The sequence below is a fragment of the Actinoplanes sp. NPDC051346 genome (assembly GCF_040682215.1).
In the GTDB taxonomy this organism is placed as follows: Bacteria; Actinomycetota; Actinomycetes; order Mycobacteriales; family Micromonosporaceae; genus Actinoplanes.
On record NZ_JBFBAJ010000009.1, the window covers coordinates 82202 to 105395 of the forward strand.

General features: G+C 71.3%; 16 protein-coding genes. 5 read left to right on the top strand and 11 right to left on the bottom strand.

Annotated features, from left to right (window positions below):
* Positions 1 to 80: 80 nt before the first annotated feature.
* The 4 genes from AB0M36_RS22680 to AB0M36_RS22695 form a co-directional block, all read right to left on the bottom strand.
* Positions 81 to 2258, bottom strand: a complete 2178-nt coding sequence (locus tag AB0M36_RS22680) for an MMPL family transporter (protein WP_364160557.1) — start codon at positions 2256 to 2258, stop codon at positions 81 to 83.
* A gap of 1 nt (position 2259) precedes the next feature.
* Positions 2260 to 2805, bottom strand: coding sequence for a TetR/AcrR family transcriptional regulator (locus tag AB0M36_RS22685; RefSeq protein WP_364160559.1), 546 nt, complete (start codon positions 2803 to 2805; stop codon positions 2260 to 2262).
* A gap of 62 nt (positions 2806 to 2867) precedes the next feature.
* On the bottom strand, positions 2868 to 3671 hold the full coding sequence (locus AB0M36_RS22690; RefSeq protein WP_364160561.1) for a phosphatase PAP2 family protein: 804 nt from the start codon (positions 3669 to 3671) through the stop codon (positions 2868 to 2870).
* A gap of 121 nt (positions 3672 to 3792) precedes the next feature.
* Positions 3793 to 5154 (bottom strand): NAD(P)/FAD-dependent oxidoreductase, encoded by a 1362-nt coding sequence (locus AB0M36_RS22695; RefSeq protein WP_364160563.1) that lies wholly within the window; start codon positions 5152 to 5154, stop codon positions 3793 to 3795.
* A 141-nt stretch (positions 5155 to 5295) separates the two neighbouring features.
* Here AB0M36_RS22695 and AB0M36_RS22700 point away from each other — a divergent pair, with 141 nt between their 5' ends.
* Genes AB0M36_RS22700 through AB0M36_RS22710 form a run of 3 tightly spaced genes read left to right on the top strand, consistent with a single transcriptional unit; the run spans position 5296 to position 8411 of the window.
* The gene (locus tag AB0M36_RS22700) at positions 5296 to 6054 is read left to right on the top strand and encodes a phosphatase PAP2 family protein (RefSeq protein ID WP_364160565.1); all 759 of its coding nucleotides are present in this window, start codon (positions 5296 to 5298) and stop codon (positions 6052 to 6054) included.
* Positions 6055 to 6088: 34 nt separating this feature from the next.
* Entirely contained in the window at positions 6089 to 7390 is a 1302-nt protein-coding gene (locus AB0M36_RS22705; protein ID WP_364160567.1) for a ferric reductase-like transmembrane domain-containing protein, read from the top strand.
* A 31-nt stretch (positions 7391 to 7421) separates the two neighbouring features.
* Positions 7422 to 8411 (top strand): LLM class flavin-dependent oxidoreductase, encoded by a 990-nt coding sequence (locus AB0M36_RS22710; protein WP_364160569.1) that lies wholly within the window; start codon positions 7422 to 7424, stop codon positions 8409 to 8411.
* A gap of 24 nt (positions 8412 to 8435) precedes the next feature.
* On the opposite strand, the gene AB0M36_RS22715 is transcribed toward AB0M36_RS22710, so the two are convergent.
* From AB0M36_RS22715 to AB0M36_RS22735, 5 genes are all read right to left on the bottom strand, one after another.
* Complete coding sequence (locus AB0M36_RS22715) at positions 8436 to 8981, bottom strand: hypothetical protein (RefSeq protein ID WP_364160570.1); 546 nt, start codon at positions 8979 to 8981, stop codon at positions 8436 to 8438.
* Positions 8982 to 9061: 80 nt separating this feature from the next.
* The gene (pulA, locus tag AB0M36_RS22720) at positions 9062 to 14389 is read right to left on the bottom strand and encodes a pullulanase-type alpha-1,6-glucosidase (protein WP_364161054.1); all 5328 of its coding nucleotides are present in this window, start codon (positions 14387 to 14389) and stop codon (positions 9062 to 9064) included.
* Between the two features lie 170 nt (positions 14390 to 14559).
* A complete protein-coding gene (locus AB0M36_RS22725; RefSeq protein ID WP_364160572.1) occupies positions 14560 to 15387 on the bottom strand; it encodes a siderophore-interacting protein in 828 nt (275 codons plus the stop codon).
* A gap of 98 nt (positions 15388 to 15485) precedes the next feature.
* On the bottom strand, positions 15486 to 16145 hold the full coding sequence (locus tag AB0M36_RS22730; protein ID WP_364160574.1) for a response regulator transcription factor: 660 nt from the start codon (positions 16143 to 16145) through the stop codon (positions 15486 to 15488).
* Entirely contained in the window at positions 16118 to 17407 is a 1290-nt protein-coding gene (locus AB0M36_RS22735; RefSeq protein WP_364160576.1) for a sensor domain-containing protein, read from the bottom strand. Before AB0M36_RS22735 ends, AB0M36_RS22730 begins: the two co-directional genes overlap by 28 nt.
* Before the next feature lie 98 nt (positions 17408 to 17505).
* Between AB0M36_RS22735 and AB0M36_RS22740 the strand changes: the two genes are divergently transcribed.
* On the top strand, positions 17506 to 18243 hold the full coding sequence (locus AB0M36_RS22740; protein ID WP_364160578.1) for an ABC transporter ATP-binding protein: 738 nt from the start codon (positions 17506 to 17508) through the stop codon (positions 18241 to 18243).
* Positions 18237 to 20708 (top strand): FtsX-like permease family protein, encoded by a 2472-nt coding sequence (locus tag AB0M36_RS22745; RefSeq protein ID WP_364160580.1) that lies wholly within the window; start codon positions 18237 to 18239, stop codon positions 20706 to 20708. Before AB0M36_RS22740 ends, AB0M36_RS22745 begins: the two co-directional genes overlap by 7 nt.
* 8 nt (positions 20709 to 20716) lie before the next feature.
* Here the strand turns inward: AB0M36_RS22745 and AB0M36_RS22750 are convergent, their stop codons facing one another.
* Both AB0M36_RS22750 and AB0M36_RS22755 read right to left on the bottom strand, forming a co-directional pair.
* Positions 20717 to 21865 (bottom strand): Fic family protein, encoded by a 1149-nt coding sequence (locus AB0M36_RS22750; protein WP_364160582.1) that lies wholly within the window; start codon positions 21863 to 21865, stop codon positions 20717 to 20719.
* A gap of 82 nt (positions 21866 to 21947) precedes the next feature.
* The gene (locus AB0M36_RS22755) at positions 21948 to 23144 is read right to left on the bottom strand and encodes a helix-turn-helix domain-containing protein (RefSeq protein ID WP_364160584.1); all 1197 of its coding nucleotides are present in this window, start codon (positions 23142 to 23144) and stop codon (positions 21948 to 21950) included.
* Between the last annotated feature and the right edge of the window lie 50 nt (positions 23145 to 23194).

Genomic DNA, 23194 nt, shown 5'->3' on the forward strand with positions numbered 1-23194 from the left:
GATCGACGCTCAGGTAACAATCCGGCAATGAAGAGAGCGGGCCGCCGCTTCGGCAACCCGCTCTCGTTCAGGACAAACCGTCAACCGACGGCGACTGGCACCCGCTCGGATGCCTGGTCAAGCTCCTTCCGGAGCTTTTCTCCCTCGATGTCGACGTTCGGCAGCAGGCGGTTCAGCCAACCCGGCAACCACCACGCTGAGCGACCGAGGAGTGAGATGACCGCTGGCACGATCGTCATCCGGACGACGAACGCGTCGATCGCGACGCCGACCGCCAGCGCGAAGCCCATCGACTTGATGACCGGGTCGTCGAGCAGCACGAAGCCGGAGAAGACCGAGATCATGATGAGCGCGGCGGCGGTCACCACCCGGGCGCCGTGGCCCATGCCGCTGATGGTCGCCTCCTGCGGGGTCTCGCCGTGCACGAAATCCTCGCGCATCCGCGACACCAGGAAGACCTCGTAGTCCATCGCCAGCCCGAAGAGGATGCCGATGAGCAGGATCGGCAGGAAGCTGATCAGCGGGCCGGGCACCGAGAGGCCGACCAGGTCGGCGAGGTGGCCCTTCTGGAACACCAGCACGGTGATGCCGAAGGTCGCCCCCACGGTGAGCAGGAAGCCGAGCGCGGCCTTGAGCGGCACCAGGATCGAGCGGAACACCAGCATCAGCAGCAGCACCGAGAGCCCGACGACGAGCAGCAGGTAGACCGGCAGGGCGTCGGAGAGCTTCTCGGACACGTCGATGCCGACCGCGGTCTGCCCGGTCAGCGAGACGTCCGCCCCGCCGAGCCCGTGGGTGCGGTCGCGGATCTCGTGCACCAGCGTCTCGGTGGCCTCCTCGGTCGGCCCGGTCGTCGGGATGACCGCCAGCACCGCGGTCCGCTGGTCCCGGCTGAGGTTCGGCGGGGTGACGGCGAGCAGGTTCGGCGTGCCCCGCAGTGCCTGGTTCACCGCACCGACCGCGGCCTTGGTCTTCTCCGCAGAGTCGCTGGAGACCACGAGCGCCAGCCGGCCGTTGAAGCCCTTACCGAAGCCCTCGGTGATCAGATCGGCGGCCTCGCGGGGGGCTGTGCCCTCGGGGCTCGCGCTCGCGGCCGGCAGTGCCACCCGCATGTCGAGGGCCGGCAGCGCCAGCGCGCCCAGGCCGAGGATGCCGACCAGGATCACGGGAACGCGCAGCTTGGTCACCAGGCGGGCCCAGCGGAAGCCGAAGCCCTCCTTCTCGGCCGCCAGCGGCGCGCGGTCGCCGCGCAGCCGCCGGGGCAGCACCCGGGCGCCGGCGAAGCCGAGCAGCGCCGGCAGCAGCGTGATGGCCACCAGGACCGCCACGGCGACCGTGCCGGCGGCGGCCAGGCCCATGACGGTGAGGAACGGGATGTTCACCACGGCGAGTCCGGCCAGGGCGATGACCACGGTGATGCCGGCGAAGACCACGGCGGAGCCGGCGGTGCCCACCGCGCGGCCCACAGCCTCCTCCGGCTCCATGCCCTCGGTCAGGTGCTGACGGTGCCGGGAGGTGATGAACAGCGAGTAGTCGATGCCGACCGCCAGGCCCAGCATGAGCGCGAGGACCGGCGCGGTGCCGGTGAGCTCGACGGTGCTGCTGAGCGCGAACAGTCCGGCCATGCCGGCGCCGACACCGATGAGCGCGTTCAGCATGGTCATCCCCGCGGCGACCAGCGAGCCGAACGTGATCACCAGAACGGCCAGCGCGATGACGACGCCGATGCCCTCGGTGCCACCGACCTCCGGTTCGGTGTTCATGACCTCGCCGCCGTGCTCGACCCGCAGGCCCGCGCTCTCGGCGGCGGCGCCGCTGTGCTCGTACGCGTCGCGCTGCTCTGCGGTGACCCCGTCGGCCCGCTCGGCGAACTGGACCTGGATCAGGGCGTGGCGACCGTCCTGGGACAGGGCCTTGACCTGGAACGGGTCGATGGCACCGAGCACGCCCGGAAGCACGGACGCCTCCTTGACCAGACCCTGCACCGCCTGCTGGAGCTGCGGGTCGGTCAGCGTGCGGCCCCGCGGTGCGGCCACCACGATGGTGCCGGTGGCGCCGCTGGCCTCCGGAAACTCGTGCTGCAGGGCGTCGATCGCGCGCTGGGACTCGGTGCCGGGCATGGTGAAGTCGCTGGAGGTCTGTCCCTTGAAGGCCATCGCCGCGCCGCCGAGGGCGGTCAACAGCACGAGCCATATGACGACCACCAGCCCGCGGCGCCGGAAGGAGACCCGGCCGAGCCGGTACAACAGGGTTGCCATGTCAGTCCTTGTCGTGAGGGTGGATCAGGGCACGCCGGGCCACACCCACGAGGGTGGCCCGCAGATCGGTGGGTTCCAGGTCCTCATCGATGACGACGGTGACGATCCCGGAGAGGAGCACCTTGGCGGCGACGCACTCGTCCGGGTCGGTGGACCGGGCGGCGAACGCGGCGCAGAGTGCGTCGAAGTGCGGCAGCAGGTCGGCGAAAGCCGGTTCCTGCAGAAACTGCGGCATGCCGCCGTAGATGAGCGCGGCCTCCTGCCGGTAGCGCAGGACGAGGTCGACGAAGCCGTCGATGGCCGCCTCCTGGGCGGCGGCGGCGTCGAGCGGCTCCAGCCGCGCGACCAGCTCGCCGAGCTCCCGCGCGGCGGCCTCGACCAGTTCGGCGAGGATCGTGTCCTTGCTGGCGAAGTGGTAGAGCAACGTCGCCTTCGAGCACCCCACCCCGGCGGCGATGTCCTGCAGGGAGGTGCCCTTGTACCCGAAGTGGGCGAACTGCTCGGCGGCGACGCGGAGAATCTCGTCGCGGGTGCTGACGCGAACCATGATCCCATCATGCCTGACCGATCGGTCAGAGACTGGCCGATCGGTCAGGAAAGTGCGGCACGTTACAGCCTGACGCCGACAGGCTCCGCGGGACGTACAATGCCGCCCTCGTCGTCGGGGCCGGTGGTGGCCTGGCGGGGAATGGCGGCGGTCACGACCTCCCGCTTTTCAGCGGTCCGCACCCCGCGACGCCGCCGCGCGGCGATCAGCATACCGATTGTGATCACCGCTACACCGGCGATCGCGTCCAACACCCAGTGGTTGGCGGTGCCGACCACGACCACCGCCGTGATCGCGGCGTAGAGCCCACCGAGCACGCGCGGCAGCAGGCCGGGCAGTGCCCAGGCGACCCAGAACGCCCAGCCGACGTGCAGCGACGGCATCGCGGCGAGTTCGTTGGTGAAGTGGCCGAGCCCGGCGGGCGCCGACGCGTGGCTCGACCACCAGCCCAGGTCGGCGGTGCTCGCGAGGGTGTCGACGAAGCCCGTGGGCATGAGGCGGGGCGGCGCGGTCGGCAGCAGCACGTAGCCCACCAGGCCGAGCGCCGACCCGATGATCAGGCCGTTGCGGGCCACCGGGTAGCGGTCGGGATGCCGGCGGTAGAGCCACACGAGCACCAGCGGGGTCACGAGGTAGTGCAGGGCGGCGTACCAGAACGACATCGCGGCGGCCAACCACGGCGTGCCGGTCACGGCCCGGTTGAGCACACCCTCGAGGTCCAAGCGCACCAGGTGCTCCACATCGAGCAGCGCCCCCGCCGTGGCCCGCGCCGAGGCGAGATCGGGATCCGCAAGCATCCGCGCCGCGCTGTACATGGCGAACGCCCCCAGCAACAGGACGATCTCGCGCCATCCTCGTCGTGACACCCGTGCCTCCCCCGTCGATCAAGGGGCAAGCCTGGCGTAACGAACGGCTTAACGGAATCCGGCGCGCGACTGAATCAGATCTTGCGCCGTCTCCTCCTTTCGGCCGATATCGCCCACCCGCCTACTGTGTCCCGTCCGATCCGGCGGCCACCCTGCGGCGCTCGAACGGGTCGCCGTACTCGCGGACCGCGGCCCGGGCGTACGCCTGCTGGAACGTCGCCACCCGCTCGGACCGGCCCCGGCCGAGGAAGCTGACGAACCAGTGCAGCACGGCGGTCACCCGGTTCTTGAAGCCGACGAGGTAGAGCAGGTGGACGGCGAGCCACATCAGCCAGCCGATGAAGCCCGAGACGTTCACCTTGCCGATGCTGGCGACCGCGTGGAAGCGCGAAATGGTCGCCATGCTGCCCTTGTCGAAGTACCGGAACTTCTGGCCCGTCTCCCGTCCCGCGAGCCGGCGCTTGATCTGGTCGGCGGCGTGCCGGCCGCTCTGGATGGCCACCTGGGCGACGCCGGGAAGGTTGTCGAGGGCCATCATGTCGCCGACGGCGAAGATCTCCGGGTGCCCGGGCAGGCTGCAGTCCGGCTCCACCTGGATCCGGCCGGCGCGGTCGGTCGACACCCCCGCGGCCTCGGCGAGCTTGCGGGCCAGCGGCGGCGCCGCGACGCCGGCCGCCCACATCTTCGTCATCGACTCGATGCGCTCGCGCCCGCGCGGGGTGTCGACGTCGATGCCGGTGGCGTCCACGCCGACGACCTTCGTCTCCAGCTCGACCTCGACGCCGAGCAGGTGCAGCTGGCGCAGCGCCCGGGTGGAGAGGCGGTCGCCGAAGGTCTTCAGCACCGCGTCCACGGCGTCGATCAGGATCACCCGCGCCTTGCGCGGGTCGATGTGCTTGTACTGACCGGGCAGGTTGCGGTGGGCCAGCTCGGCGATCTGCCCGGCCATCTCGACGCCGGTCGGGCCCGCGCCGACGACGACGAAGGTCATCCAGCGCTCCCGTTCGGCCGCGTCCGGCTGCAGGTCGGCCAGCTCGAAGGCGCCGAAGATCCGGGCGCGCAGCTCGAGCGCGTCGTCGATGCTCTTCATGCCGGGCGCGTGGTCGGCGAACTTGTCGTTGCCGAAGTACGACTGGGACGCGCCGGCGCCGACGATGAGCGTGTCGTACTCGACGGTGTAGTCGATGCCGGGCGCCGCGACGAACACCTTCTTCGCCTCGACGTCGACGTCGGTGACCCAGCCGAGCCTGACGTCCACGTTCTCCTGGCGCTTCACGATCTCGCGGATCGGCGGGGCGATCTCGCCCTCGGACAGGATCCCGGTCGCCACCTGGTAGAGCAGGGGCTGGAAGAGGTGGTAGGCGGTGCCGTTGATCAGGGTGATGTCGACGTCGGCGCGGCGCAGCGCCTTGGCGGCGAAGAGACCGCCGAACCCGGCTCCGACGATCACGACGCGGTGCCGTTGAGCAGTGCGTTGTGCCATGTGGGCCTCCGTGGTCGTTTGTCGTTCCCCGGGTACGGTATCGCTCGGCTTCGGTCCCTCACACCTTGCCCATTCCACCGGTGCGTCGATCGTGTGGGTGGTCACATTTCCCCGCTCTCCCGACGTGTAGCGTTTCCACACGTGCGTCGGGGACCGAAACTGAAACTGGCGGGCGCGGGCACGGCGATCGGAACATTCGCGGTCATCACCGCTCTCGCGCCTTCCGAATCCGGCCTCACCGCGGACCTAACCACCCGCGACTGGCTCGCTCACGCGGGGCCGTCGTGGCTCGCCACGGCAGCCCGCACCGCTACGTACGTCGGCCAGGGCGGACCACTCACGCTTGCCACGCTCGCACTCGCCGCCTTTCTGACCTGGCGGCGCAAAACGTGCAAGCCCGCGATTCTCTTCCTCGCGACGTTCATTCTCGTGATGGTTGTCGTCGGACTGCCGAAGGTCTATTTCCGACGGGGCGCCCCGGCCGATCCCGAGACCGACGCCGTGCGGTTCTTCAGCAAATCTTTCTGCGGTGGCCCTGAGTGTCAGTCCTATCCTTCCGGACACGCGGCCAACGCCGTGGCGTGGTACGGGCTGGCGATGCTCCTCCTGGCGAGCGCCGTGACCCTGGCGGCCCGATGGCTGATCCAGGGTGCGGCCGCGACGGTCACCGCGGTCGCGACGATCCTGTCCGGGTATCACTGGCTCACCGACACCGTCGCGGGCCTCGCGCTCGGTGTGGCGATCTACCTCGTGCTGAGCGTCGTGAACGGTGCCGACCCCAGGTATGTGACGTGGCTCGACGAGCGCCTCGTGAGAGTCCTCACTCGCGGTGGGCGACAGCGCGGCGATCCACCCGAGGGCGCCGGGCGGCCGATGCCCGTCCGCGCCGAGGCGGCCTAGTCTGTTCCGCACCGTCAAGTCGCAGGAGGCCGGCATGCGAGCCGCTCAGCTGTTCTGGGGTGTCGTGCTCCTCAACGTCGCCGTGGTGTGGACGCTGTTCTTCACCATGGCGCCCGAGCCGAAACATGTGCTGGTCGGCGTCGGCCAGTTCCTCGGACTGCACGCCGCCCTGCTCATGATCCTGCAGTTGACCCTCATCGCGCGGCTGCCGTGGCTGGACCGGCGGGTGGGCATGGACCGGCTCACCACGTGGCACCGGTGGACCGGGTTCACGCTGTTCTGGGTCGTCCTGGCCCATCCGATGTTCGTGATGGCGGGTTACGCGGCCACCTACCACTCCACGGTCCTGCGGGAATTGAAGAACCTGGCCGGAATGCCCGGGCCGTTGGTCGGCATGATCGCGCTGGTCGTCATCGTGGTCGCCGCCGGGACATCCATCCGGTACGCCCGCCGCCGCCTGCAGTACGAGACCTGGCACGCCGTACACGTCTTCCTGTACGTGGCCATCGCGCTCGTCCTGGTCCACCAGCTGTTCGAGATCTCCACGTTCACCGCCTCGCCGGTCGCGACCGCCTACTGGTGGGCGCTGTGGGTCTTCGCACTCGGCGCCCTGCTCGTCGGCCGGGTCGCGATGCCGCTGTGGCGCAACGCCCGGCACCAGTTCCGGGTCGCCGCGGTGGTGCCCGAGTCGGACAACGTCGTCTCGGTCCACATCAGCGGCCGCGATCTCGACCGCCTGCCCGCCCGGGCCGGGCAGTTCTTCATCTGGCGGTTCCCCGGGTACGCCTCCTGGTGGCAGGCCAACCCGTTCTCGCTGTCGGCGGCGCCGGACGGGCGTTCCCTGCGGCTGACCGCGAAGGCCGTCGGCACGGCGAGCGCGGCACTGCGGCACGTCCCGGTCGGATCCCGGGTGTTCGCCGAGGGGCCGTACGGCGCCTTCACCTCCCTGCACCGCACCCGGGACAAGACCCTGCTGGTCGCCGGCGGGGTCGGCGTCACGCCGATCCGGGCGCTGCTGGAAGAGCTGTCCGGCGACGTCGTGGTGCTCTACCGCGCGCACAGCCGGGCCGACGCGGTGCTGCTCGCCGAGCTGGAGTCGCTGGCGCGGGCTCGGGGAGCCCAGATCCACCTGCTGACCGGGCGTACGGGCGCCGGAGACCCGCCCTTCGCCCCGTTCGAACCGGACAACCTGGCCGCCACGGTGCCGGACGTCACCGATCGGGACGTCTATGTGTGCGGACCGCCCGCGATGACGGCGGCGGTGATCCGGGCGCTCCGGGTCCTGAAGGTGCCCCGCCGGCAGATCCACGCGGAGCGTTTCAGCCTCGCGGGGTGACGCCCGGCCCGCAGCGGCTAGAGTTCCGGGCATGAGTCTGCCGCCGCTGTCCATCCTGGAGGTCGCACCGGCGGAGAAGGGCCGCACCGCGTCGGAGACGCTCGCCGCCACCACCGCGACGGTGAAGGTGGCCGACGACCTCGGCCTGCGCCGCGCGTGGTTCGCCGAGCACCACGGCGCCCCGCTGATCAGCAGCGTGGCGCCCGCGGTGCTGATCGCGCACGCGGCGGCGACCACCACCCGGATCCGGACCGGCTCCGGCGGGGTGCTCCTGCCGAACCACGCGCCGCGGGCGGTCGCCGAGCAGTTCGCGACGCTGGACGCGCTGCACCCGGGCCGGATCGACCTGGGGATCGGCCGTGGCCCCGGCACCTTCGACGCCTCGGTCGTCGCCGCGCTGCAACGCGGCGCGGCGCCGACCACCGACGACAGCTACCGCGCCGGGATCGTCGAACTGCTCGGATACCTGTCCGGGGAGGGCGGGCCGCCGCTGCTGCCGGGATACCGTGCCGCCGTCCAGCCGTGGCTGTTGTCGTCCAGCACGACCGGTGCCTCGCTCGCCGGCGAGCTGGGTCTGCCTGTCGCGTTCGCGCACCACATCCGCCCGCAGAACACCGCCGAGGCGTTGGAGCGCTATCGGGAGTCGTTCCGGCCGTCGCGGTGGCTCGAACGGCCGTACGTGATGATCGCTGTCGAGACGATCTGCGCGGACACCGACGCCGAGGCGGCCCTCCTGGGCCGCCCGCTGGACCTCGTCAAGGCCGCGCTGTTCGCCGGGCGGGCCGACGAGCCCCTGCTGTCGCCCGCCGAGGCGACGGAGGTGATCCTGCCGGAGGACGTGCAGGAACGGCTCCGGGACTACCGCGCCCAGCAGGCCCAGGGGTCACCGACGACCGCGGCCGCGCGGCTGGCGGAGCTCGCCGACTCGACCGGCGCCGACGAGATCATGCTGGCGACCACGATCTACGACGCGGTGGCCCGGCAGCGCTCCTTCGAGCTGCTCGCCAAGGCCGCCGCCTGAGCCGCCGCCGGCCAGAGGGACGGCTCAGTTCGCGCCGTGTCGGCGGCGACGGGCATAGTTCCCGGCCACGACGAGGAGCAGCGGTCCCCAGGTGAGCATGGGGAGGTAGAGCGCCGCCACCTCGGATCCGGGTTGCGGGCGCGACGCCTCCGCCCTGGTCGGTCCGATCAGTACCGGTGCCTGCTCAACCCAGTGGAACACAGGGTTCAGGAGCGCGTAGAGGCACAGCCCGATGAGCAGCAGCGCACCGGCCATCGCGGGCACGGCGACGGCCGGTGCCGGAATGGCCCGGCCGCCCAGGAACGGCACCCACCGAGGGACGCGTTCACCCCACGGGTGCACCAGGCCGAGTGTGAGCAGCGCCAGACCGAGGGAGCCGACCGACAGGATCAGCAGGTACCAGCCTTCGGCGTCCAGGTCGACCGTGCCGTCGAGGAGCAGGGTGCAGCGCCACACCGCTGACGGCAGCACACCCGCCGGCACCGCGTACGCCGCGACAACCGCCCACCGCGGCGGCCGATTCGCCTCAGCGGACGCGTCATCCGTCGCCCGCAGAATACCGGTCGTCATGAATGGTCCCCCGTTTCAGTGGTCAACGAGGACAATCCTGCCGACCGGACCTGTGAGGCTCCTGAGGCGGCGGGTGACCCTCAGCTCCGCACGAACACCGCGACCGATCTCGCCGGGACGGTGAACGTGCCGGTTTCCGGGGCGAAGGACGCGGTGCGCAGGGCCGGGTCGGCCGCGGCTTGCTGCACCGGGTGCAGCGAAACCTCGGCCCCGCGCAGCGCGGCGACCGTCTGGGTGGTCACCGACGGCGTCGCGTTGAAGACCACCGTCACCGAGGTCCAGCACGGGTCGATGCCGCGCCCGTCGAGCGTCATCGTGATGACGCCGGGGGTCTCGGCGCCGCCGGAGAGCGGGAACGACAGCCGCTTGCGCACCTCGGCGGCGGTGGGCAGCCCGAACACCGGCGACGAGCGGCGGATGCTCAGCAGCTCGCGGTAGGTGGCGTCGGCGAGACCGATCGCCGCGCAGTCCGGCTTGAGCGCCGGGTCGGCCAACAGCGGCTTCGCGTACGGCCACTTCGCCTCGTTGTCCGCCGCCGGGGGCAGGCCGCGGCCGAAGCCGTTGCCCCGGGCGCAGTCCCATTCGATGCGTTTGAACCAGTCCCCGGAGTTGTACGAGTTACGGTCCAGCGACTTCGACCGCAGCAGCTCGCTGCCGCCCGTGACGAAGCCCGGGCCCTGGCCGAGGGCGGTGGTGGCCAGCGCCAGGGACTGCATGCGGGCCCGGTCGGTCGCCGAGGTGCCCTGCGGCAGCTTGTAGGCGAGCGCGTCGTAGAGGATCTCGTTGTCGTGGGCGTCCACATAGGTGACCGCCTCGGCCGGATCGGTGGTGTATCCGGCCGGGGAGCCGTTGTAGTCGATCTGGGCGCCGGTCTTCACCGTGCCGTCGGAGGCGGTGAAGGAGTACGACGCGAGGTTGCCGCTCAACCCCACCTTGATCAGGTCCTGGTAGTGCAGCAGGCGGGCCTTCTGCTCCTCGGCCGTCCCGTTGACCGGATCGCCGTTGGGCGCGGTGAACAGGCCGGAGCCGAATCCCTGCACGCGCGGGTTGTCGTCGAACGGGCCGCCGCCGCGGACGGCGTCGCGCAACCGGTCGTTGAAGGTGCCGACGCCGGTGCCGGCCATGTTGGCCTGGGTCGCCTGGACGAAGCGCGCGTCGTCGGCCACCTCGCCGAAGTTCCAGCCTTCGCCGTACAGGAGGATGTTCTTGCCGTCCACGCCGTCGCGGGCGGGGGTGAGCCGGTCGAGAGCGGCCCGGACGGCCAGGATGTTCGCCTTCGGGTGGTGGCCCATCAGGTCGAACCGGAACCCGTCCACCTTGTACGCCCTTGCCCAGGTGACAACGGAGTCGACGACGAGTTTGCCCATCATCGCGTGTTCGGGCGCGGTGTTGGCGCAGCAGGTGGAGTTCGCGACCGAGCCGTCGGCGAGCAGCCGCTGGTAGTAGCCGGGCACGATCTGGTCCAACACCGAATGCGGATCGGTGCCGGCGGCCGACGTGTGGTTGTAGACCACGTCCATGACCACGCGCAGCCCGGTGCCGTTGAGCGCGGCCACCATCTGCCGGAATTCCCTCGTCCGCGCCGCGCCTTCGGGATCGGTGGCATAGCCGCCCTCCGGCGTCGTGTAGTGCAGCGGGTCGTAACCCCAGTTGTAGCCGTCGCTGTCGGCCACGGCCGCGACGCACTTCTGCTGCTCGGCGGAGTCGGGCGGCAGCGCGGCGAGGTCACAGGCGGGCAGCTTCTGGTCGGCGCGTTTCTCGGGGATGGTGGCGAAGTCGAAGACCGGCAGCAGATGCACGTGGGTCGTGCCGGCCCGGGCGAGTTTGTTGAGGTGCGTCATCCCGGCGGAATCGGCGTCGGTGAAGGCCGCGTACGTACCCTGGTCGGAGAAGTCCCGTACGGACAGCTCGGTGATCTGGGTCTTGCCAGGCTTGGGCTTCCGCAGCCGGTTCCAGCCCGCCGGGGCCAGGGACGGGTCGTTCAGGTCGGCGATCTGGCTGTGCGTGGAGTTCGCCGACAGCGCCAGCGAATACGGGTCGGTGACGCTCGCCGTGACGACCTTGCCGGCGGCGGGCTGCCAGGCGGTCACCAGGTAGCGGTAGTACTTGCCCTTCCAGTTCCGTGCGCCGGTCACCGACCAGACGCCGGTCCGCGGGTCCCGCGACATCGGCACGATCCGGGCGGCGGAGGCCGGGGTGTCGAAGAGTTCCAGCCGCACCGACTGGGCGGTCGGCGCCCAGACGGCGAGCCGGGGACGGCCGCGGTCGACGACCGGACCGAGCCGGGCGCTCGTCGCGGCGGCGTAGACGTCGTCGAGCACAGCGGCGGTCTGCACGCCGGTGGCCGACAGCAGCTTGCCGTGAGCGTCGCGCTCGGTGATCGCGACCTGTCCTTTGAGGATCTCGCGGACGTCGGTGCCGCGCGGGAGCGTGAAGGCGCCGTACTGCCACAGGTGCGGGAACTTCTGCCGCTGCGCCTCGGTGAGGCCGTTGCGCTGGGAGCTCAGCCGGATGCTGTGCCCGGGCTCCTCCGGGTCCAGCCCACCGCCGGGTGCCCAGATCAGGTCGTAGACGCGTCCGTCGGTGCCGGCGCCTACCGGTTCCAGGCTGCTGCCGGTGCCGGTCTTCCAGGCGATGGTCGCGCGGTCCAGCCAGACGGCGGCGGCCTTGGTGAGGTCCACCCCTCCCCCGCCGCCGGCCTTGCGCACCGCCGGAACGAGCCGGTCCGCGACGCCGGCCAGGAGCCACACCTCCCGACCGGCCGAGGCGAAGTCGAGCCGCTGGTCCTCGGGCAGGTCCTTGATGTCTCCCTTGTGGATGATGTAGTTCAGCCCGGCGGCTCCGGCGGCGAGCGGCACCCGGAACGTCACTCCGAACGAGTCGGTGCCGGCCGGCGGCAGCGGTGCCGACCAGTCGGTCGGGGTCGCGGCGCCGTCCCACACGTGCAGGCCCCAGCCGGTGTAGTCACCGTCGGCGCGGCGATAGTGGATGATCGCGGTGTTTTCGTCCTGCGCCACCGGCGGTCGTTCGGTGCCGATCGCCGGATCGCCCTGCTTCAGCCAGATCTCGGGATTGACCGCCGGGTCGAGGAAGCGGTCGGCGGCCACGTCCTTCGTGCCGTTGGAGTCCACCACGATGAAGCCGACGTTGCGGGCGCCGGGCTTGAGTTTGACCCAGGCGAAGCGACCGTACGCGTCCACGCCGGCGAACGGCTGCCCCTGCGGCCAGGGGGTCTGGGCGGACTCGTCGATGTCGCCGAAGGCGTACAGCCCCCAGTCGTCGTAGTCGCCCGCCGGCCGCTGATAGTGCACGACCGCGTAGCCGGGTCCGGTCGTCACGACGGGCGTGCCCACCTTGATCCCACTGGTCGTCATGGCCGTCCGTCCCTTGCTGTCACGCACGGTGGCCCGGTAGGTGACACCGGTGGCGCCGGCGAGGCCGGTCAGATCGTGATAGACGCGGTACGGCGCGGTGTCGGCGGTGCCCAGGGTCCGCCAGCGGCCGTCGCCCACCCGGGCCTCGAACCGGACCGTGGCGAGCGGGTCGCCGGTGACGGCGGCGGTCAGCTCGGTGCGCGTGGGCACGTACGCACCGGACTCGGGCGCCGTGATCCGCACCGTCGGCGCGGCGGTGGGCGCGGCGACGGTCCCGCCGGCCCGGTAGGCGACCGACGACAGGGCCGGAACGGTGACGGTCAGCTTGCCGTCGGCGCCGGTGGCCGCGGCGCCCGCACCGCCGTAGATGCCCTGGAACGCCGTGCCCGGGGTCCACGTGTCGATGGTGACCGTCCGCGCGGCGGTCGCGTTGTTGACGGCGATCACGTATTCCCTGCGCTGGGCGCGGTCGATGCGCGACGCGGCGAAGACGCCGGGTCCGCCGGCGGCGTGCCGGGTCACCTGAAGGCCGTCGCGGAGCGCGGGGTGAGCCTTGCGCAGCGCGCCCAGCGCGGCGATCGTCTGGTAGACCGGGTGCGTCGTCTCGTAGTTGGCCTGCGCGTGCGTGCGGTCCGTGCCGAGCAGGTCGTCGTCGAGGTAGTCGGGCGTGCGGCTGGGGAACATGTCCTGGCGGGCGTCCTTGTCGCCGCCCGGGCCGGTAAAGCCCTGCTCGTCACCCGAGTAGATCACCGGCTGGCCACGGGTGAGGAACATCAGCTCGTGGGCCAGCTGGTCGCGGCGCAGGTGGGTGGCCGGGTCGGTGCCGCCCGCCGCGATGAAGGAACCGATCCTGCCCATGTCGTGGTTGCCGAGGAAGGTCGGCAGCCGGTCCGCGCTCGTGTCGTCGGTGGTGTAGAGGTCGTCCTTGGCGTACAGGGCGGCCAGCGCCTCGGCGGAGCCGCCGTCGGCGGTGAACGTGCGGGCCGCGGCCTGGAAGGAGAAGTCGAGGGTGGCGGGCAGGCCGCCGCGCCGCACGTAGGTCGACTCGATCTCCTGGTCGGCGCTGTAGACCTCGCCGAACATGAAGAACCCGGGCTTGCCCGCCCGCTTCGCGGCCGCCTCGATGCCCGCCGAGAACCGCGGCCAGAAGTCCAGGTTGGAATGCTTGACGGTGTCGAGCCGGTAGCCGTCGATGCCGGTGTCGGCGATCCAGTCGGCGTAGATCTTCGTCATGCCGCGGAGCACCTCGGGCCGCTCGGTCCACAGGTCGTCGAGGCCGAAGAAGTCGCCGTACTCGCTGTCCTCGCCGACGAAGGTGGTGTCGCCGCGGTTGTGGTACATCCTCGGATCGTTGAGCCAGGCGGGAACCTTGACCTTCTTGTCCGCGGCGGCCACCACCGGCGTGTACGGGAACGACGCCTCGTTCACGGCCGGGAACGCCCGGGTGCCGTCGGAGTAGTTGCGGTCCTCGAAGATCCGCCCCCGCGCGTCCCGGTACGGCTTCGCGGCCTTGTCGACGTAGGCGTACGTGTTCTGCGCGTACCTGATGACGTCGGCGGTGTGGTTGACGATGATGTCCAGGTAGATCTTCATGCCGCGCCGGTGCGCGAGATCGACCAGCCGCTTGAGGTCGGCGTTCGTCCCGAAGTGCGGGTCGACCTGGGTGAAGTCCGTGATCCAGTAACCGTGGTACCCGGCCGACACGTCGGCGCCGCTGCCCTGCACGGGCCGGTTCTTGAAGACCGGCGCCAGCCAGATCGCCGTCGTGCCGAGCCCCTGGATGTAGTCGAGGCGATCGATGACACCCCGCAGGTCACCGCCGTGGTAGAAGCCCTTGTCCGTGGGGTCGTACCCGGTGGCGAGCCGGTCGCCGGCCAGGCCGCCGCGGTCGTTGCCGGTGTCGCCGTTGGCGAACCGGTCCGGCAGGACAAAGTAGAACTGCTCGTTGGCGGTGGTGCCGCCGGGCCGGTCGAACCCCCGGTCGGCGGCCGTCGGCGCGGCCGGTGCGGCCTGCGCCGGGGCGTAGACCGGCATGCCGAGCACCAACAGAACGGCGAGCAGCAACGTGCTCACCCGCGAGGTCTTCACATCGAGGCCTTCCTATGGCGGACGACGCACGCTAACTCCCGCCGAAACCCCCATGCAAGGACTTGCAAGGCCTGACATGTAGTTACATCGCATCGTGCAAGAACGCACGGACGGTCCTATGCGGCCTGTTCCGCCTCGACCTGCTGGTTCCACTCGCGCTTGCTCGACTGCCAGCCGTCCTCGTTCAGCCCACGCCGCCAGTACCCGGAGATCGACAACCGGTCCATCGGAAGTTGCTTCTCGACGCGCAGCAGCCGCCGCAGATCCTTGACGAAGGCGGCCTCGCCGTGGACGAAGGCCTGCACGTCCCCGTCCGGCCAGTCGAGACCGCGCACGGCCGCCACCAGCGCCGCACCGACCGGCCGATCGCCACGGTGCACCCAGGTGACGTCGGCGTCGGCGGCCGTCTCGATCTTCTGCTCCTCGGCGGGACCGGCCACCTCGATGAAGGCGTGCACGCGCGCGCCGGCGGGCATGCCCTCCAACGCGGCGGCGATCGCGGGCAGCGCGCTCTCGTCACCGGCGAGCAGGTGCCAGCCGGCGGCGGGGTCCGGGGCGTACCCGCCACCCGGCCCCATGAAGCGGATCGGATCGCCGACCCGGGCATTGGCCGCCCACGGCCCGGCGATGCCCTCGTCGCCGTGCACCACGAAGTCCAGCCACAGCTCGGGGACCTCCGGCAGCCAGCGCCGGACCGTGTATGTCCGCACGACCGGCCAACTCTCGCGCGGCATGGTCTCGCGGATCACGCCGAGGTCGAACGGCTCGGGGTAGGTGACGCCGGGCTGCGGGAACTGCACCTTGACGTAGTGGTCGGTGCGGTCGCCGGCGGTGAGGCCGTGCAGGCCGGGCCCGCCCACGACGATCCGCACCATGTGCGGGGTGAGCCGCTCGACGCGGGTCACGACACCGGTCCGGGCCACCCGGACGGGACTGTTCGACATTGACTTCCTCCGGTTCGACCAGGCAAGGCTACCCTTAGTTGCCGGGTTCCGTACCCCACCCATTGTGACCTCGCTCACGGCACCCCGCGCGAGCGGCGTCAGGAGCGGAGGAAGGTCAGCACCGCCAGCACGCGCCGGTGGCTCTGCTCGGTCTGGGAAAGATCGAGCTTGAGGAAGATGTTGCGGATGTGCTTCGCCACCGCCGCCTCGGTGACCACCAGTTTCGCGGCGATCGCGGCGTTCGAGCGGCCCTCGGCGACGAGGGCCAGCACCTCACGCTCGCGGTTGGTGAGCGACTCGAGGGGATCGACGCGGCGGCGCAGAAGCTGGCGCACCACCTCCGGGTCGACGACGGTACCCCCTGCCACGACCCGGCCGAGGGCATCGAGAAACTCCTCGACATGCCCGATCCGGTCCTTCAAGAGATAGCCGACGCTGGTGCCGTCACCGGCATTGAGCAATTCCGTGGCATATCTCGTCTCGACATACTGACTGAGCACGAGAATCGGCAGGAAGGGGCGGATCCGGCGCAACTCGATCGCGGCCCGTAGACCCTCGTCCTTGAACCCCGGCGGCATGCGCACATCCGTCACGACCGCGTCGGGATCGTGGGACTCGACCGCCTCCCGCAGGCTTGCGACATCGGAGACCGCTGCCACGACGCGGTGCCCGAACCGCGCCAACAGACCGATGAGCCCCTCCCGCAGCAGGACGCTGTCCTCGGCGAGGACTATCCGGAGCTGGGCAGCGGCTGGCAAGGGATCTCCACAACTATCCGGGTCGGTCCGCCCGGCGGACTCGTCAGCGACAGTCTGCCATCGACGACGGAGACCCGGTCTCCGAGGCCGAGCAGGCCGGTACCGCCATTGACGTCGGCACCACCGCGACCGTTGTCGCAGACGCTGACGACGACACGCCCCTGCGAATATTCGCCATGGATCTCACCACGGTCGGCGCCGGAATGCTTGGCCATGTTCGACAGGGCCTCCGAGACGACGAAGTAGACGGTCGACTCGATCGGGCGCGAGAACCGTTGCGGGAGACAGAGGGCGACGTCGACGGGAATGGCCGACCGGGTCGCGAGATCCGTCACCGCCTCGGCCACGCCGAAATCGGTGAGCACGGGTGGATGGATGCCGCGGATCAGCTCCCGCAGCTCGACGAGAGCCACTTCGGCCTCGTCGTGGGCGCGCGTCAACTGCTCCGCGAGCGGGCCGGGCGGCGCGTCCAGTCGGGCTATGCCGAGCATCATCGTGAGGGCGACGAGCCGTTGCTGGGCACCGTCGTGCAGATCCCGCTCGATGCGGCCGCGCTCCGCCTCGAACGCGTCGACCAGCCGGACCCGGGACCGGGTCAGCTCGGTGATCCGCTCACCCAGCGCACCGCCGGCCGGGGTGAGGAGAAACCGGGCCAGCGCACCGCGCGCGCCGGCCAGCAGGCCCAGGCCGTACGCGCAGGCGCCCAGGGCGACGAGCCCCGCGGCGCAGACGGCGAGCGCGGCCGGCCAGGAGGTGACGGCGTACGCCTTCAGCACATTGACCTGCTCGCCGTCGCCCACCGTGGCGAGCAGCACGGGGGTGGCGAGCAGCGCAAGCGGCACGGACACTCCCAGGACCACAGCGAGCAGGTCGATCGGCCAGAGCACCAGCATGAGCAGGACCGCGTAGCCCCACTCCCGCCAGGTGAGCCGCTCCGCGAACCGGGTGCGCAGCCAGGAGACCAGGCCGCGGCGGGGCGGGGCACGATGGCCGTCGGGCACCGGGCGGTCGTCGATCATCCGCAGCGACCACCGCTCGAGCTCCGCCACGGGCAGGCCGAGCAGGGCGAGCGCGCCCAGGAGCGGAAGGCCGATCACGACCACGGTCAGCAGTCCGCCAACCGACAGCAGGAGCAGCGCGACGATCAGCGTCAGCAGCCCGGTCAACCCGTCGGCGACGAGATATCCGAGGGAGCGCAACGGCCAAGCGGACAACAGAAAACCGGGCCGGGCCAGGGCCTGCCACACGTTCCGCGCTCTCACCGGCACCACCGTAGACGCCGGAGGTAGTGCCTGCGCTACCGGCAAGACTCGCCTGGAGGGGAGTGTGCCCGGCCGCGCCGCGGACCAGGGTTGATTCCATGATCCGTGACGCGATCCGGCTCCGCTCCGTCTCCCGGTCCTATGGTTCGGCGGACGACGCGGTGACCGCACTCGACGACCTCTCCCTCTCCTTCACCGAGGGCACCTTCACCGCAGTCATGGGCCCCTCCGGGTCCGGAAAGTCGACACTGCTGCACTGTGCGGCCGGCCTCGACCGGCCCACCTCCGGCTCGGTGCTGCTCGGCGAGACCGACCTGACGGCCCTCAGCGAGACGAAACTGACACTGCTGCGCCGCCAGCGCATCGGCTTCGTGTTCCAGTCCTTCAACCTCCTGCCGGCACTGACCGCCGAGCAGAACGTCGCGCTGCCGTTGCGGCTCGGCGGACGCCGCCCGGGGCGCTCGGAGGTACAGGACGTGCTGGCCCGCGTCGGGCTCGCGGGCCGCGCGAGGCACCGCCCCGGTGAGATGTCCGGCGGCCAGCAGCAGCGGGTCGCGATCGCCCGCGCCCTGATCACCCACCCGGACGTCCTCTTCGGCGACGAACCCACCGGGGCGCTCGACTCCACGACGGGCCGCGAGGTGCTGCGGATGCTGCGCGCGATGGTCGACGAGCAGCGGCAGACCATCGTGATGGTCACCCACGACCCGGTCGCGGCGTCGTACGCCGACCGCGTCGTCTTCCTCGCCGACGGACGCCTCCACGGTGAACTGACGGCGCCCTCCGCGGAGTCCATCGCCGCCCGCATGACCCGGATGGAGACCGTCGCGTGCTGACCGTGACCCTCCGCACCCTGCGGACCCGCTGGGTGACACTCGTGGGCACCTTCGTCGCGCTCGCGCTGGGCGTGGCGCTGATCGCCACCATGGGTCTCGGGCTGGCGTCGACGTGGGAAGCCCCGGCGCGCGAGCCTGAGCGGTTCGCCGGCGCGGCCGTCGTGGTCCGCGGTGCCGACGAACTGCGGGTGCCGTCGCCGATCGGAGAACGCAAACAGCCCCTCGCCCGGCCCCGTGGCGTCGCGCCCGAGGTGGCGAAGGCGCTGGCCGCGAAGGCCCGTACGGTCGCCGACCGATCCTTCCCCGTCCGCGTGAGCAGGCGCGACGGCGACGACACGCTCGTCGGGCACCCGTGGTCGGTCGCGACCTTCGGCGGTTACCGGCTCAACGCCGGGCACGAGCCCCGCGCCGGCGAGGTCGTGCTCGCCGGATCGCCGGCGCTGGTCGGCACGGCGGTGCGGGTGCGCACCCCAGCGGGCGTGAGCACGCGGACGGTCGCGGGTGTCGTCGCGCCGGTGCGCTTCGAGCGGGCGCTGTTCTTTTCCGACGCCGAGGCCGCGAGGCTCTCGCCGCGGATAGACCACCTCGTCGTGGAGGCGGCACCCGAGTTGGTCCGTACCCTGGTCGGGCCCGGCGCGGACGTCCAGGTCCTCACCGGCGACGACCGGCGCCGGGCCGACCCGGATCCCGACCGCGACCGCGACGCCCTGATCGCCATGAACGCGCTGCTCGGCACCGCGGGCGGCGTCACCACCTTCGTCTGCGTCTTCGTGGTCGCGTCGACCTTCGCGTTCGCCGTGGCCCAGCGGCGCCGCGACATCGGCCTCCTGCGCACCGCCGGGGCGACCCCGCGACAGATCCGCCGGATGCTGGTCATCGAGGCGGCGGTGGTGGGAGTGCTGGCCTCGGCCACCGGATGTGTGCTCGGCTCCCACGGCGCCCCGATCCTCGCCGGCCTCCTCGTGGACGAGAAGCTCGCGCCGTCCTGGTTCACCATCGGGGCACACACCTGGCCCTACCAGGTGGCGTTCTGGACCGGGCTGCTGGTGGCGCTGGCCGGCGTCACGGTCGCCACCGTCCGGGCCGGGCGCATCCGCGCGGTCGAGGCACTGCGCGAGGCGTCGATCGACAAGGCCATGACGCCGGGCCGGTGGCTCTTCGGCGTCGGTCTGCTCGCCACCGGCGTGGGCATGCTCGTGTGGCGGCTCCTAGCCGACCCCGGCGACGCACTGCACCGCAAGACCTACACCACCCAGCCGATGCTGCTGATCACGGCGGTCGCTCTGCTCGCGCCGATCCTCGTCCGGCCGTTGACCCGGCTGCTGGCGTGGCCGCCTGCCCAACTGCCCGGCGCTACCGGCATGCTGGTCCTCCAGAACGCCGCGGCGGGCGTGCGGCGCACGGCGGCGGTCGCGGCGCCGGTCCTCGTCACCGTCGCGCTGGCCGGCTCGCTGCTGGGCGCGACGGCGACCATCGACGAGGCGAAGGCCGCCGAGATCCGCGAACAGACCAGGGCCGACCTCGTCGTGCGGGCGGACGACACGAGCGCCGGCTTCGACGACCGTACGGTGGCGCGGATCCGCGCGGTGCCGGGCGCCACGGTCATGGTCAGCGCCACCACCGCCGTCTACCGGCTCGAGGACGGCCACGCCCTGATCCGCTCGGACGCCCGGGCGGTCGACGCCCGGGGGTTGTCCGGCGCGCGCACCCTTCCGGTGGAGGCCGGCAGCCTCGACGGCCTCGACGACACGAGCATCGTCGTCAACACCGAGTGGGCGCAGCACACCGTCGGTGAGCGGGTCGACGTGTGGCTGGGCGACGGCACCAGAACATCGCTGCGGATCGCCGCCGTGATCGCCGCCGGTACGGGCGACAACGGCGTCTACCTGACCCGGCACCACGCCCGGGACGTGGCACCGGACCGCCTCGACGTGACCTGGGCTCCCGGGGCCGACCGCGTCGCCGGCGACGCCGCCGTCCGGGCCGCCCTCGAGCCCATCGGGGCGCGGGTGCTGACCCGGGCGCAGTGGATCGAGGCGGCCGACCCGAGCGTCAGCCGCCAGACCCGGGTCGGCTACGCGGTGGTCCTCGGCATCACCCTGGTCTACACCGGGATCGCGCTGGCCAACACCATGGTGATGGGGACCTCGGACCGTGCACCCGACCTCGCGACGCTGCGGCTCACCGGTGCCACCAAGCGGCAGATCCTCGTGCTCGTCGGCGCGGAGGCGCTGACGGTCGTCGTGGTCGGCGCCGTGCTCGGCTCGATCGTGACGGCGCTGAACCTGCTGGGCATCTGGGGTTCACTGGCGGCGCTGTCGGTTCGGTCTCCGATCGTCCTGCCCTGGCAGACACTCGGCGCGACACTGGCGGCGTGCGCGGTGGTGGCCGTCGTGGCTGCCATGCTCTCCGCGGTCGGCGCCCTGCGGACGCGTCCCATCGAGTCAGCCGGCGCCCGCGAGTAGGCACGCTGTCAGCCGGCCTCGGACAGACGGGCTCGCATCCAGGGGTACGGGTCGACGATGGCCCGGCGCCGCCGGCGGCACTCCTCGCGGAGCTCGCTCAGCCGCTGGCCAGCCAGGTAGTGCCGGCCACGGGTTTCCCCATGTGGACGCAGCAGCCCAAGGTCCGCCAAACGGCCAAAGTCGCGCGTGGCGGTGTGTCTTTCGACGCCGGTCATCTTCATGTATCCGGAACGCCGGACCCGGTAGCCGAGGACTGCCTCATAGAGCATGCCCGTCATCCGCTCGGGCAGCCGGTCAGCGCCGATGAGCTGGTCGAGCTCACCCCAGATCTGGGAGGCCTCATCCACCCGCTGCGCGACGGTCTGCGCCTGCATGTGGTGTGCGCGGAGATTGAAGGCGGCCCACAGGTTCGCGTCGGGGCGGGGCTGCCACGAACCCTGGCCGGTGATCGCAAGCACCCGGTAGTAGTCCTCGGTGTTGTGCCCGAGCCATTCCTCGATGCTCGAGAACGGCGGCTCGAGGATGGTTTGCCGGGCGATCGTCAGAGTCTGCAGAGCCCGGGCCATCCGGCCGTTGCCGTCACGGAACGGATGGATCATGACGAGGTTGAGATGTGCCATCGCGCCGCGGACCAGAGGGTCGACGCCAGAATCCTCCTGCACGCTGGACGCCAGTTCCTCCATCAGCGCGGGGACCCTGCCGACGTCCGGGCCTTCGTAGACAATGAGTCCGCTTTTGTCGTCATAAACGTAGATCGTGCCGGTGCGATACTGGCCGGGGCTCTTGCCCAGGTCGTGCGCGAGCATCATGTAGTGCATGCCCCGCAACGCCGAGGTGTCGGTCCTGAAGTGCGGATCGCCGGCCATCTGGAGGACGTAGCCGAGCGCCTGCCGGTATCCGCGGATCTCCGCCCACGTGCGCTCGTCCGCGCTCAGCGGCTCCTCGTCGTCGAGGGCCGCGGCGGCGTCGTCCTCGTCGACGACATAGCCCTCGATGCTGTTCGATCCCTGAATCGCCCGGGCGAGCATCGTGCGCCGCAGGCCGCCCTGCCAGCGGCGGGGGGCCCGCAGAACGCTCGCCAACTGTCGCCGCATCTCATGAATCTCGGCGAGGACCACGCGGTCCTCCGCGGTCAACGTGGGACTAACGAAGATCATGGTGCTGCGATGTCGCTAACATAACAACACTCTACTCTCACTTGTCGCTATGTAAGCAACATAGAGACACGAGGCCGAGGGCCTACTCCGGCTGCGGGGTGGCCAGGGCCAGGGTGAGCATGAGGAGCCATTGGGGGTCGCGGAGGCGGTCGCCGTAGAGCTCGCGGAGGCGGGACATGCGGTAACGCACGGTCTGTGGGTGGACGAACAGTTCCGCGGCGACGTCCTCGCGCCGACCCTGATGGAGGAGCCAGCTTCGTAGGGTTTCGACCAGTTTGGCACCCGTTGCGGCCCGTTCCGCGGACAGCGGGGCCAGCACCCGGTCGCGCAGGTCGGCGAGGGCCTGGAGGTCCGCCGTGACGACCAGGGCGAGCAGATGGTCCTCCGTGTCGACGACGGCGCCCGCGGGAGTGCGGAGGTCCATGCGGGAGACGCGGATCGCCCGGGTGAGCGAGTCTCGGGCGCGTAGCCAGGGGCGGGCCGGGCCGACGATGGCACCCCGGCCGGCGAGGAGCCGGATGAGGTGGGCGCGGGAGGGGCCCTGTGCCTCCGGGACCAGGAGCACCGCGGTTTCCGGGAGCTCCGGGCCCGCTTCGGCCACCTGGAGCGTGCGGGCGTCGAACAGGTCGGCCATCGAGCGGGCGGAGCGCTCGGGGACAAGGACGGCGGTCAGGGTCTGCGGTGGGGGCCATTCGGCGCGTTCCGCGGCGGCGATCACCACTTCCGGGGGGTCGCCCGCGACCAGGGCCTGGGCGAGCAGTTCGAGCTGGCGGCGGCGGGCCCGGCCGGAGGAGGCCAGTTCGTCGGCGTGGCCGGCGACGCTGGCCGCCGACAGCTCGTCGATGTAGGCGAAGACCAGTTCGGCGAAGCGGGCGATCGTGGTGGCGGGCTGGCCGGTGCTGACGCTGATGGCGGCGAACTGACGCCAGGCGACGCGGGCACCGACCCGGTACGCCCCGAGCAGGGCGTCGAGGCTGCGGCCGGAGCGGGCCTCGCCGCGGCCCAGGGCGTACGCCGCCTCGATCGCCGGGGCCAGCGGTGAGCCGGGGTCGGGGCCGGCCGCCCGGGAGACGAGGTTGAGGAACGTGCCGAGGGCGGCCCGGACCGCCTTCTCGATCTTGGCGCCGAGTTCGCCCGCGAAGGCCTCCGCGTACGCCGGGACGGTCGCGGTGATGGCGCCGATCGTCTGGACCGCGACCTCGGGCAGCCGCTGGCGCAGCGGGGCGACGATGTCCTCGGCGAGCCGGAAGTCGCGAACGTCGGGTAGCGCTTCGTTCATGGTCTCTCCGGGTTTCACCGCGCGATGTTGTCCTCCGCGCATAATATCCG